The following is a 12106-nucleotide window of genomic DNA, read 5'->3' on the forward strand; positions in this document are numbered from 1 at the left end:
CAGTAGGTATGACATGGACGGCACCCAGATTTTAACGCTCGGCCTGGGCTTGGAAGCGCCCTGGATCCTCAAGGACCAGCACCTGGATACCGCCGTGTCGCCCCACCGCCTGGAACTCTATGTCGAGGCGGAACGAGGCAGTCTCTATCCCTGTCCGGAGTGTGGTAAAGCCTGCCAAGCTCATGACTTTGCCGACAAAACCTGGCGGCATCTGAACTTCTTCCAGCACCACTGTTACCTGCATGCTCGTGTGCCTCGCACGAAGTGTCCTGAACATGGCGTCAAACGCATAGAGGTTCCCTGGGCGCGGCCGGGCAGCGACTTCACCCTGCTGTTCGAGCAAGCGGCCATGTCACTGGTCAAGGAGATGCCGGTGCTGGCTGTCTCCCGGCAGCTGGAGATTTCTGATAAACGACTATGGCGCATCGTGCATCACTACGTGGGCCGCATGCTGGGGAACTGGACCTGTCCAATGTGGCGACTGTCGGCGTGGACGAAACCGCGTCTCGGCGCGGTCATCGCTATGTCACGGTGTTCCTCGACATGCAGCGCAAGCAGGAACCGGTTATCTTTGCCGTCCCAGGCTGCGGCAAGGATGCCATCCAGGCTTTCAGCGCCTTCCTGGCGGCCCATGGCGGCCCATGGCGGCGATACGGACAATGTGGTCGAGGTCGTCTGCGACATGTCGCCAGCCTTCCTTAGCGGCGTGACCGAGCACCTTCCCAAGGCAGAGGTAACGGTCGACTGGTTCCATATCGTGCAGACCTTCACCAAGCGGCTGGACGAGGTACGCAAGAAAGAGCGCCGCGAGCAGGGACACCCCAAGTCGCTGCGCTGGGCACTGCTGAAGAACCTGGACAACGAGAACCTGACACCCAAACAGTTGGCGGCGCTCCAGGAGTTGGTAGCCGATCAAAGCGCCACTGCCGATGCCTGGGTGATCAAGGAGAAGCTACGCTGGATCCAGAAGGCCCCGACGCCCAGAGCGGCTCGGTGGCGCATCACGAATTACCTTAAGGTCATGCAGGCGGCGGTTTCTGAAAAGCCACTACTGAAGCCGATGGGGAAGGCCCTGGCGACGCTTGAGCGGCACGCCGACGCGGTGGTCAGACGCTGGCACTCGGGATTGACGAACGCAAGACTGGAAGGAATGAATGGTCTGTTCCAGGCGGCTCGGTCACGGGCACGCGGCTACCGGAACGAGATTAACTTCATCGCCATGATCTACCTGATTGGCAGCCCGGTGGGCCGCCTGTTCGATCAGGCCAAATCCACATGAAGTGACGAAGAGCCTTTTTTATCTGGTTTCGGCCAAAGCCGATTCTTAAGAATATGCAAATATACATCAAAATCCTTCTACTCCTTCATGGAGCTAACAGACTTCTATCTACACCTTTTGGTCACTATCCTGATCGCAATCCTCGGCACTGTTGTCGTCAGCGAGACGATATCGGCGCGGGTGCGTTACGCACTGATCTGACTCTGACCACTAAGCGGTATTAGGCTAGCTCCTGCTAAAGAATCTGCTAACGTGGCAGCATCTTTCGATCATGCCTGAGGTTATCAACCCATGCCCCATTTCCTAGTGTTCTTAGGTACCATCCGCAACAGCACCCCTCCTGCCCCCGCTCGGCTCGGTCTGCGCGTGGCTCGTACCTGCGTGCAGCTGCTTGAGGCCGACGGCGCCAGCGTAGAGCTGATCGACCCGCTGGAGATCGAGTTCGGCGCCGTCTTCAAGCCGCACTTCGCCTACGCGAAGGCGAAGGTGCCCGAGACTCTGGAGACCCTGGCCGACAAGATCGAGGCCGCCGACGGCTACATCATGGTCAGCCCCGAGTACAACCACTCCATGAGCCCGGTGCTCGCCCACCTGCTTAACCACTTCGGCAGCTCCCTCTACGCCTTCAAGCCCAGCGCCATCGTCACCTACTCTGCCGGCCAGTGGGGCGGTGTCCGGGCGGCGGTTGCCATGCGCACCTTCCTCGCCGAGCTCGGCTGCCTGCCGGTCTCGGCGATGATCCACGTGCCGAAGGCCCAGGAGGCCCTCGATGAGGACGGCCGCTTCCGCGAGGACCCGGACCGCTGGGCCAGCTACTTCGGGCGCGCCCTGGGCCAGCTCGGCTGGTGGGCCGAGGCCGCCGCCAGGCACCGCGAGATCCAGGACCCCAGAGAGGTCTCGCCGGCCTTCCAGCGTGCTCCGGAGCAGCGCAACGCGCCGGCATCCGAGTGACGACATTGAGCATATATGATTTTCCATATATGCTGAATGGCACAACGCCCTGATGGTCATCCCCGATGAGCGTCTCGATGGAGACACCATGAACGTACTGTTTCTCTGCACCGGCAATTCCTGCCGATCCATCTACGCCCAGGCTCTGTTCAACCACCTGGCCGAGACCCGGCATCGCGCCTGGAGCGCCGGCAGCCACCCGACCGGCGAGGTCAACCCGCTGACGCTGATCTGACTGGAGAAGAATGGCATTTCCACTCGTGGGCTTTACAGCAAGACCTGGGACGATCTCGAGGTGATACCGGATGTCGTTATCACCGTCTGCGATGATGCCACCGGCGAGGCCTGCCCGCTCTTCCTCGGCAGGGCCGTGAAGGCCCATTGGGGCGTGCTGGACCCCTCGAGAGCCGAGGGCAGCGAGGCCGAGGTCGCCTTTGCTGGCACCTTCGGCGCCCTGCACCGGCGCATAGAGACCATGGTGGCCCTGCCCCTGGATCGGATGTCCGACGACGCCCTGCGGCAGGCCTTGGAGGAGATCCACCAGCGCGCATCCCGCGAAGAGATCCGACAAGGAGATACCCCGTGACGACTCGTCCCCTCGACGACCTGCCCAACATCGACCGCGAGCTGTTCCGGGTGCCCGATGCGGCCAGCCTTGGCAGCCCCGGGGACCGCGAGCATTCCCCGCGCATCCTGCTGCTCTACGGCTCGCTCAGGCAGCGCTCCTTCAGCCGGCTAGCGGCGAAGGAGGCCGCCCGGCTGCTACGTGCCATGGGCGCCGAGACCCGCATCTTCGACCCGCGAGGGCTGCCGCTGCCCGACGCAGAAGAGGCCAGCCACTCCAAGGTGGCGGAGCTGCGTGAGCTTGCCGAGTGGGCCGAGGGAATGGTGTGGTGCTCACCGGAGCGCCACGGCGCCATGACCGGCATCATGAAGGCGCAGATCGACTGGATTCCTCTGGCGCTGGGCGCGGTGCGCCCCACCCAAGGCAAGACCCTCGCCCTGATGCAGGTGTGCGGCGGCTCCCAGTCGTTCAACACGGTCAACCAGCTGCGCGTGCTGGGGCGCTGGATGCGTATGGTGACCATCCCCAACCAGTCCTCGGTGCCCAGGGCCTTCATGGAGTTCGACGACAACGACCGCATGAAACCCTCGCCCTTCTATGACCGCATCGTCGACGTCATGGAGGAGTTGGTGAAATTCACCCTGCTGGTACGTGGCCGCAGCGAGGCGCTCACCGATCGCTACTCCGAACGCAAGGAGTCGGCCGAACAGCTCTCCGCTCGGGCCAACCAGCGCGCCATCTGACAGGAGCCACACCATGACCAAACACCAGGAATCCCAAGCTCCTAGCGCCACCGAGGGCATGGGCCGTTTCGAGCGTTATCTTTCGGTATGGGTGGCGCTGGCCATCGTCGCCGGGGTACTGCTCGGCCAGTTCGCTCCGGCGGTGCCCGAGACGCTGTCGCGCTTCGAATATGCTCAGGTATCGATTCCAGTGGCCATCCTGATTTGGGCGATGATCTTTCCCATGATGGCGCAGATCGACTTTACCGCCGTGCTCGGTGTGCGCCGCCAGCCCAAGGGGCTGGTCATCACTACCACGGTGAACTGGCTGATCAAGCCCTTCACCATGTTCGCCATCGCCTGGTTCTTCCTGATAGTGCTGTTCCGACCCTTCATTCCAGAGGAGCTGGCGAGCCAGTACCTGGCCGGCGCTATTCTGCTCGGCGCTGCGCCCTGTACCGCCATGGTCTTCGTATGGAGCTACCTGACCCGTGGCGATGCCGCTTATACCTTGGTACAGGTGGCGGTCAACGACCTGATCATGCTGTTCGCCTTCGCCCCCATCGTGATCCTGCTGCTCGGCGTGTCGAACATCCAGGTACCCTACGACACGGTGGCGCTGTCGGTGGTGCTCTACATCGTCATCCCGCTGGCCGCCGGTTACCTGACCCGGCGCACCCTGATCGCCCGACGCGGCATCGAGTGGTACGACAACGTCTTCATGAAGAAGGTGGGACCGATCACTCCCATCGGCCTGATTATCACCCTGGTGCTGCTATTCGCCTTCCAGGGCGATGTCATACTCAACAACCCGCTGCATATCGTGTTGATTGCCATCCCGCTGATCATCCAGACCGTGCTGATCTTCTTCATCGCCTACGGCTGGGCCAAGGCGTGGAAAGTGCCCCACAATGTCGCCGCCCCAGGAGCGATGATCGGTGCCAGCAACTTCTTCGAGCTGGCCGTGGCCGCCGCCATCGCCCTGTTCGGCCTGCAGTCCGGTGCGGCCCTGGCCACGGTAGTTGGGGTGCTAGTAGAGGTGCCACTGATGCTGGTGCTGGTACGCATTGCCAACCAGACACGCCACCATTTCCCTGAGGCCGATGCGTCAACTGCCGCCGGGGCCAGGGGCTGACCCATGGCCATCAAGGTCAGTGATCGCGCCCGCGAATGGCTGAAGAGCAAGGGCGGTGTGGCCACGGTTCGCCTCTCGCCCCGCCATGGTTGCTGCGGTGGTGGGGCCGATATCACGGTGGCCGAGGCCAGGGTCCCGGATGCGCCGGAGCGCTATACCTGCGTTGAGCAAGAGGAGGTGACATTGCATATCGACCCGGCCTTGGTCGATCAGGACCTGAGGCTCGACGTCGAGGGCTTCATGGGCATGAAGAAGTTGTTCGTAGAAGGCGCTTCACCCACCCGCTCGAAGCAGTAACCCCATATTCAAGCACATTCTGATCGTCGTGGATTTCTCTCCCGCCTGGTCGCCGCTTCACGCACGATGAAGGCACTGACCGCCTGGGGTTTGATGTCTGTCGGAGCAATGTCACCCATTCACTGCTATAGGTGAGAGGTACACGAAAGCGGCCTTCCCGGCCTTCCGACCGACTCACTAGCTGGAGAACATTCATGTCATCTCGCGATGTCGTCATCTGCCACCCCGTGCGCACGGCCATCGGCACCTATGGCGGTAGCCTCAAGGACACCCCCGCCACCGACTTGGGCGCTCGTGTCATTCAGGAGACGCTTTCCCGTTCCGGGCTTGCTGCCGACAAGGTGGAGTCACTGGTGATGGGTCACGTCATTCAGGCGGGTTGCCGGATGAACTCGGGCCGTCAGGCCGGCATCGGCGGCGGACTTCCCGTGGAAGTCCCGGCGCTGACCGTCAATCGGGTCTGCGGTTCCGGCGCCCAGGCAGTGGTCAGCGCGGCCATGGAGATCTGGAGCGGCATGGCCAACTGCACCATCGCCGGCGGCATGGAGAACATGGACCGCGCCCCCTATGTGATGCCCCAGGGGCGCTGGGGCGCACGCATGGGCGACGTGACCATGCACGATACTATGCTGCTCGACGGCCTCAACGACGCCTTCAGCGGCAAGCACTCCGGCTGGCATACCGAAGATCTAGTGAGCCGCTACAGCATCTCCCGCGAAGACCAGGACATTTGGGCGCTGCGCTCTCAGCAGCGCTTCTCCAAGGCCCAGGAAGCAGGCCACTTCGATGCTGAAATTGCCGGGGTGGAACTCACCAGCCGCAAGGGCACCACCACTTTCGCCCGCGACGAGCACAACCGCCCGGATATTACCCTGGAATCGCTGGGTAAGATGAAGCCCGCCTTTCGTAAAGAAGGTACCATCACCGCAGGTAATTCCCCCGGGCTCAACAGTGGCGCTGCGGCGATGATCGTTGCCGATCGCGACTGGGCCGAGCGGCAGGGCCTTACCCCGATAGCCCGCCTGGTGGCTTTCGGCATCGGTGCCGTAGAGCCTGGCTACTTCGGCATCGGCCCGGTTCCGGCGGTCAAGCAGGCGCTTGAGCGCGCCGGCTGGTCGGTAGACGATCTGGACCGGGTGGAAATCAACGAGGCCTTCGCCGCCATTGCCCTGGCCTGCCAGCGCGAACTCGGTCTGCCGGAAGAGATCGTCAACGTGGAGGGCGGCGCTATCGCTCACGGCCATCCGATTGGTGCCTCCGGCGCGGTGCTGACCACCCGCCTGTTACATGCCATGCAGCGCAACGGCGAACACCGTGGCATCGTCACGTTGTGTATCGGCGGCGGTCAGGGCATCGCCTTGGCGCTGGAAACCCTCTGACGCCCGGCCGCTGGCATGTCACGACGCGCCAGCGGCTTACCATAAGTTTTCTGTAGAGAGACAAAATGACGGCCGAGCCCCAGCGATACCCCTGCATCGAATCCGCCTGGCAAGCTCACCGAGACGAACTCCGTGGCTTCCTGATCAGACACGGCGGCGATCACGATGTCGCCGACGACCTCCTTCAAATCGTCTATACCAAGGCGCTTGCCCACCGTACCCGTTTCTGCCAGCTGGACTCTCCCCGTGCCTGGTTATTCCGTGTGGCCCGACATCAATGGATCGATCAGCAGCGCCGCTCGGGACGCTGGGTGGCCGGCGACCCACCCGAGCTTCCGGCAGCGACCGAAACCCACGCCCCCGTGGATAGTCTGATCGTCTGTATCGCGCGTGCGCTCCCGCATCTATCGCCGGAGGACAGCGATATCCTGAGTCGCTGCGACCTGGAAGGTCTTCGCCAGGCCGACTATGCCGAGCATCATGGTCTAGGCTTGCCGGCCACCAAGGCGCGGCTTCGTAGAGCCAGGCAACGGTTGCGCGAACGACTGATCGAGCAATGTGGCATCATCTTTGATGAGCAGGGGCGCATCTGCTGCCATCGTGCCGACCACGGCTAGACGTATCATTTCACTTCGAGACGGTATCCTTTTGCCTTGTACTGCGTCTTCTTGTGTAGCGACACTTATTACACAAGGAGAGCATGGCAATGCTGGAGGTCTTTACGTGGCTGGCCGACTGGCTGGTCTATGAACTGATGGGCCTGGACCCCACCAGCAAGCTGGGTACCTCGCTGCATTTCTTCGTCGAGGACACCACCAAGATATTCGCGCTGTTGGTGATAATGATCTACGTGATCGCGCTGATGCGCGCCTCGCTGAATCTGGAGCGGGTGCGCCACTACATCCAGCAGAAGCCAAGAATGGCCGGTTATGGGCTCGGTGCCGGCTTCGGCGCCATCACCCCCTTTTGTTCCTGTTCGAGCATTCCGTTATTTCTGGGTTTCACCAGTGCAGGCATTCCGCTGGGCATCACCATGGCTTTTCTGTTCACTTCGCCGATCATCAACGAGGTCGCGGTGATCATGCTATGGAGCCTGCTCGGCTGGGAGTTCACCTTGGTCTATGTCGTCATCGGCATGGGCGTGGGCATCGGCGGCGGCATGCTCCTCGATACTCTCAAGGGCGAGCGCTGGCTGAAGGATTTCGCGGCCAAGGCCTACCAGCAGGCCACCGCGACGCCCCATGATGACGAGCCCGCCCCCGAGACGCCCACGCTCACCCTGAAGGACCGCCACGAATTTGCCCGCGACGAGCTCAAGGAGATCGTCGGGCGGATCTGGAAGTGGGTGATCATCGGCGTCGGCCTGGGCGCCGGTCTGCATGGCTTCGTGCCCGACGGCTGGTTCGCCGACAACCTGGGTAGCGGCCAGTGGTGGAACGTACCGGTCGCGGTATTTGCTGGCCTGCCCCTGTATTCCAACGCGACCGGGGTCATTCCCGTCATGGAAAGCCTGATTCTCAAGGGGCTGCCGGTAGGCACCACCCTGGCCTTCTGCATGAGCACCGTGGCGGCCAGTTTCCCCGAATTCATCATGCTCAAGCAGGTCATGCAGTGGCGCCTGCTGGCCACCATCTTCGTCATTCTGCTGGCCAACTTCATGATCGTTGGCTGGCTGATCAACCTGCTGAGCCCCTGGCTGTTCAGCGGACTTCAACTTCAATAAGCGCAAAGGAGCAAGACCATGAAGAAGATCGAAGTACTGGGTACCGGCTGCAAGAAGTGCGTGACCACCGCCGAGCAGATTCAGGCGGTGGCCGGCGAACTGGGTATCGAGGTCGAGGTAGAAAAGGTAACCGACCCGGCCGCCATTATGGGCTATAAAGTCATGTCGACCCCGGCCGTGGCCGTCGACGGCACGCTGGTGCACAGCGGTAGCGTGCCGGACCGCGGCAAGATCGAGACTCTGCTGAAGACCTGAGCAAGGCCTTTCGTCCTTGCGCACCTGTCAAGGCAGGGCTAGCCTGAATTGCATGCATTAAATACATATAACCATATATCACTCCTGAACTGCCCGGATTCGGGCTTTCCTAACAACAACATCGGAGTGCCAGACAATGTCTCGACTGAGTCGCCGTAACTTCCTGAAATTGACCGGTAGCAGCGCTGCTATAGGTACCCTTTCGCTATCTCCCGTTGCTCGAGCACAGCCAGGCAGTCCCTCGTCTCCCGCCGGCAGCACGACCCTCCCCTACCCGCGAGAGGTGATCGCCCGGCTAGGAGATGTCAACGTCAATCAACCCATCTACTTCAATTATCCCGATAACCGCTCGCCCTGCGTGCTGATACGCAAGGGACGTGAGGTCAAGGGAGGGGTAGGTCCTGACAGGGATGTGGTGGCCTACAGCACCCAATGCACACATATGGGCTGCCCGGTCAATTACGACAAGGAAGCGGAAACCTTCAAGTGTCCCTGCCACTACAGCATCTTCGACCCCGATAACGCCGGCCAGATGGTGATCGGTCATGCCACCGAAAGTCTGCCCCGGATACTTCTGGAGTATGACGAAGCCGAAGATACCCTATTTGCCGTATCGGTCGATGGCCTGATCTATGGTCGCCAGGCCAACATCATCTGAATCGGGAGAATAATAATGACGCAATTCAAGGACCGAATCCCTCTGCCCCCGGCGGATGCCCAGAAGACCAATATGGCCTGCCACTTCTGCATCGTCGGCTGTGGCTACCACGTCTACAAGTGGCCCGCCAACCAGGAAGGCGGCAGGGCCGCCGACCAGAATGCGCTGGGACTCGACTTCACCCGCCAACTCCCTCCCATGCAGATCACCATGACGCCAGCCATGGTCAACCGAATTCAGAATCATGATGGTCGCGAATACAACATCATGATCCTCCCCGACAAGGAATGTAGCGTTAACCAAGGACTGTCTTCGACGCGGGGTGGCCAGATGGCCAGCGTGATGTATTCGGAAGGCACTCCGATCGGCGAGCGGCGTCTCAAGTATCCGCTGGTATATAGTGGGGATGATTGGGTAGAAACAAATTGGGAACGCTCAATGGCTCTGTATGCCGGCCTGACCCAACGCATCCTCGACAATGACGGGCCCGACCAGCTGTTCTTCAACCTCTTCGACCATGGCGGCGCGGGCGGCGGCTTCGAGAATACCTGGGCGACCGGCAAGCTGATTTTCAACGGCATGCAGACGAAAATGGTGCGGATCCACAACCGCCCCGCCTACAACTCGGAATGCCATGCCAGCCGCGACATGGGCATTGGTGAGCTCAACAACAGCTACGAAGATGCGGAAGTCTGCGATGTTATCTTTTCCATCGGCGGCAACTCCTACGAGACGCAGTCGAACTGGTTTCTAGCCCACTGGGAGCCGAACCTTAGGGGTGCCAACATCGCCAAGAAACGGGAATGGTTTCCCGCCGAGACGGTCGGCAAGGGAAAGGTCATCCTGGTCGATCCACGGCGCACACCCACCGTGGCAATCTGCGAGACCGTCGCCGGAAAGGAAAATGTCCTGCATCTGGCGATCCAGCCGGGCACCGATACCGCCTTGTTCAATGGGCTACTCACCTATGTGGTCGACCAGGGTTGGCACGATCAAACTTTTATCGATGAGCACACCAGCGGCTTTGATGAGATGCTCGCCGCCAATCGCATGGAGCTGGACGAGAGCAGCCGCATTACCGGCCTGGATCGGGCCGATATCATCAAGGCCGCCGAGTGGGCCTACCGGCCCAAGGCCAGCGGCCATGCCCCGCGCACCATGCACGCCTATGAGAAGGGCGTGATCTGGGGCAACGACAACTATCGGATTCAGTCCGCCATCGTCAATCTCGTTGTGGCGACCCATAACGTGGGTCGTCGAGGCACCGGCGTGGTGCGTATGGGCGGTCATCAGGAAGGCTATACGCGCCCACCTTATCCCGGTGGACGCCCTGCGCCCTATATCGATAAGGAACTGATCAAGGGCAACGGCATGATGCTGACGGTCTGGGCCTGCAATGCTTTCCAGACTACCCTCAATGCCGAAACCTATCGTCAGGTCATCAAGCGCCGAGCCGCCATCGTCAACCAGGCGCTGGCCAAGGCACGTGGCGCCACCACTGATGAGCTGATCGATATCATCTATGACGCCGTCAAGAACCAAGGTGGCCTGTTCATCGTCGATATTGACCTCTACCGCACCAAGTTTGCCGAATATTCCCATCTGGTACTGCCGGCGACCCACCCTGGGGAGATGAACCTGACCTCCATGAACGGCGAGCGGCGATTGCGGCTGTCCGAGCGCTTCATGGACCCTCCCGGCATCGCCAGGCCCGACTGGCTGATTGCGGCCAACATGGCCAATGCCCTAAAGCAACGCTACGAGTCGGCTGGCAACGCAGCCATGGCCGAGCGTTTCGCCGGGTTCGACTGGACGACCGATGAAGATGCCTTCAACGACGGCTTCCGCATGGCTCATGAGAAGGAGATCGACAGCCAAGGTGGCCCGACCGGGCACCTGGCCACCTATGAGCGCCTGCGCAAGGCCGGCAACAATGGCGTTCAACTGCCCATCAAGGCGTATCAGGACGGCAAACTCATCGGCACCGAGATGCTCTACACCGACAATAACTTCGATACCGATGACGGCAAGGCGCATTTCCAGCCATCGCCCTGGAACGGTTTCCCCGAGGTGATCGAGCGCCAGAAAGAGCGCTATGACTTCTGGATCAACAACGGTCGCACCAACCAGATCTGGCAGTCTGCCTACCACGACCAGCACCTGGCCTTTCGCAAGGGTCGCTACCCCATGGCGCCGATTGAAATTCACCCCCAAGACGCCGAAGCCCTGGGTATCGCCAACGGCGATATCGTCGAGGTTTACAACGACTACGGCGCAACCACCGCCATGGCCTACCTGGAACCCGACTTGAAGCGCGGGCAGGTCTTCATGATGTTCGGCTATCCCAACGGGGTGCAGGGCGACGTTGTCAGCGAATGGACCGATCGCAACCATATTCCCTACTACAAGGGGGCCTGGGCCAACCTTCGTCGGATCGGGACGAATCCCGCCTACCTGAGAGATGTATCCTTCAAGCGCCGGCGCTATTCCTGATTCATTGTGTCGATTGCGGATATGGCTTCAGCATGTGCAGGTGAGATCACCTGCACTCATCCGTTAATGTTGCATGTATGCTCTATCAACACATGGAAAATCGCCGTTCCGGACGATTCCCCATGCTGACCAGGCGGTTCTGCAGCAAGGCCAGACGCTCTGTCTGACCTTGCTGAGCGGCCTTCAGGACATCCTCTATCCAACGGGGCAGCACCGGCGCCAAAAAATAGTAGACCCACTGGCCGTCACGCCGATCAATAAGCAACCCGCAGTTGCGCAGCTGCGCCAGGTGACGCGACACTTTGGGCAAGGACCCGTCCAAGGTTGACCGCAGCGCGACTTACGCTGGGCGCTATGTGGCAAAGAACATCGTCGCTGCAGGCCTTGCCGACAAATGCGAAATTCAAGTGGCCTATGCCATTGGCGTGGCGGAACCGACCTCGGTGGCTATCGACACCTTTGGTACCGGCAAGATCGAGGAAGCCAAGATCGTCGAACTGGTGCGCGAGTATTTTGATCTGCGCCCCTTCGCGATCACCCGGATGCTGGATCTGCTGCATCCGATGTACCGCTTGACCTCGGCTTACGGCCATTTCGGTCGCGAGCCGTTCGAATCCAGCTACGCCTGGATCGATGATCAAGGCAAGCA

Annotated in this window: 11 protein-coding genes and 3 pseudogenes; 13 read left to right on the plus strand and 1 reads right to left on the minus strand. The window is 60.9% G+C overall.

Annotated features, from left to right (window positions below):
- Positions 1–13 precede the first annotated feature (13 nt).
- The 12 genes and pseudogenes from GPM19_RS02255 to GPM19_RS02310 all read left to right on the plus strand — a co-directional run bounded on the left by GPM19_RS02255 (position 14) and on the right by GPM19_RS02310 (position 11457).
- Positions 14–1279 (plus strand): annotated as a pseudogene (locus GPM19_RS02255) (ISL3 family transposase).
- Positions 1280–1570: 291 nt separating this feature from the next.
- Positions 1571–2230 (plus strand): NADPH-dependent FMN reductase, encoded by a 660-nt coding sequence (locus GPM19_RS02260; protein WP_160417225.1) that lies wholly within the window; start codon positions 1571–1573, stop codon positions 2228–2230.
- Positions 2231–2318: 88 nt separating this feature from the next.
- A pseudogene (locus tag GPM19_RS15765) lies at positions 2319–2816 on the plus strand (arsenate reductase ArsC).
- The gene (gene arsH, locus GPM19_RS02270; protein WP_319928080.1) at positions 2813–3538 is read left to right on the plus strand and encodes an arsenical resistance protein ArsH; all 726 of its coding nucleotides are present in this window, start codon (positions 2813–2815) and stop codon (positions 3536–3538) included. The pseudogene GPM19_RS15765 and the gene arsH overlap by 4 nt, the downstream one beginning before the upstream one ends.
- 13 nt (positions 3539–3551) lie before the next feature.
- Positions 3552–4652, plus strand: a complete 1101-nt coding sequence (gene arsB / locus GPM19_RS02275; protein ID WP_160417226.1) for an ACR3 family arsenite efflux transporter — start codon at positions 3552–3554, stop codon at positions 4650–4652.
- A 3-nt stretch (positions 4653–4655) separates the two neighbouring features.
- Complete coding sequence (locus GPM19_RS02280) at positions 4656–4949, plus strand: CC/Se motif family (seleno)protein (protein ID WP_160417227.1); 294 nt, start codon at positions 4656–4658, stop codon at positions 4947–4949.
- A 194-nt stretch (positions 4950–5143) separates the two neighbouring features.
- Positions 5144–6328 carry a thiolase family protein gene (locus GPM19_RS02285; protein WP_160417228.1) on the plus strand — a complete coding sequence of 395 codons (1185 nt, stop codon included), beginning with the start codon at positions 5144–5146 and terminating at the stop codon, positions 6326–6328.
- Positions 6329–6393: 65 nt separating this feature from the next.
- Positions 6394–6945: an RNA polymerase sigma factor gene (locus GPM19_RS02290; RefSeq protein WP_160417229.1), complete on the plus strand. Its 552-nt coding sequence runs from the start codon at positions 6394–6396 to the stop codon at positions 6943–6945.
- An 89-nt stretch (positions 6946–7034) separates the two neighbouring features.
- Positions 7035–8051 (plus strand): permease, encoded by a 1017-nt coding sequence (locus GPM19_RS02295; RefSeq protein ID WP_160417230.1) that lies wholly within the window; start codon positions 7035–7037, stop codon positions 8049–8051.
- Between the two features lie 18 nt (positions 8052–8069).
- Positions 8070–8306, plus strand: a complete 237-nt coding sequence (locus GPM19_RS02300; protein ID WP_160417231.1) for a thioredoxin family protein — start codon at positions 8070–8072, stop codon at positions 8304–8306.
- A 136-nt stretch (positions 8307–8442) separates the two neighbouring features.
- Positions 8443–8964 carry an arsenate reductase (azurin) small subunit gene (locus GPM19_RS02305; protein ID WP_160417232.1) on the plus strand — a complete coding sequence of 174 codons (522 nt, stop codon included), beginning with the start codon at positions 8443–8445 and terminating at the stop codon, positions 8962–8964.
- A 15-nt stretch (positions 8965–8979) separates the two neighbouring features.
- Positions 8980–11457 (plus strand): arsenate reductase (azurin) large subunit, encoded by a 2478-nt coding sequence (locus GPM19_RS02310; RefSeq protein WP_160417233.1) that lies wholly within the window; start codon positions 8980–8982, stop codon positions 11455–11457.
- Between the two features lie 85 nt (positions 11458–11542).
- On the opposite strand, the gene GPM19_RS02315 is transcribed toward GPM19_RS02310, so the two are convergent.
- Positions 11543–11767, minus strand: a complete 225-nt coding sequence (locus GPM19_RS02315) for a helix-turn-helix domain-containing protein (protein ID WP_160417234.1) — start codon at positions 11765–11767, stop codon at positions 11543–11545.
- Here GPM19_RS02315 and GPM19_RS02320 point away from each other — a divergent pair.
- Positions 11763–12106, plus strand: a pseudogene (locus GPM19_RS02320) (methionine adenosyltransferase domain-containing protein); the annotation flags it as partial. The gene GPM19_RS02315 and the pseudogene GPM19_RS02320 overlap by 5 nt on opposite strands.

It is taken from the genome of Vreelandella zhuhanensis (genome assembly GCF_009793355.1).
GTDB classification, from domain to species: domain Bacteria; phylum Pseudomonadota; class Gammaproteobacteria; order Pseudomonadales; family Halomonadaceae; genus Vreelandella; species Vreelandella zhuhanensis.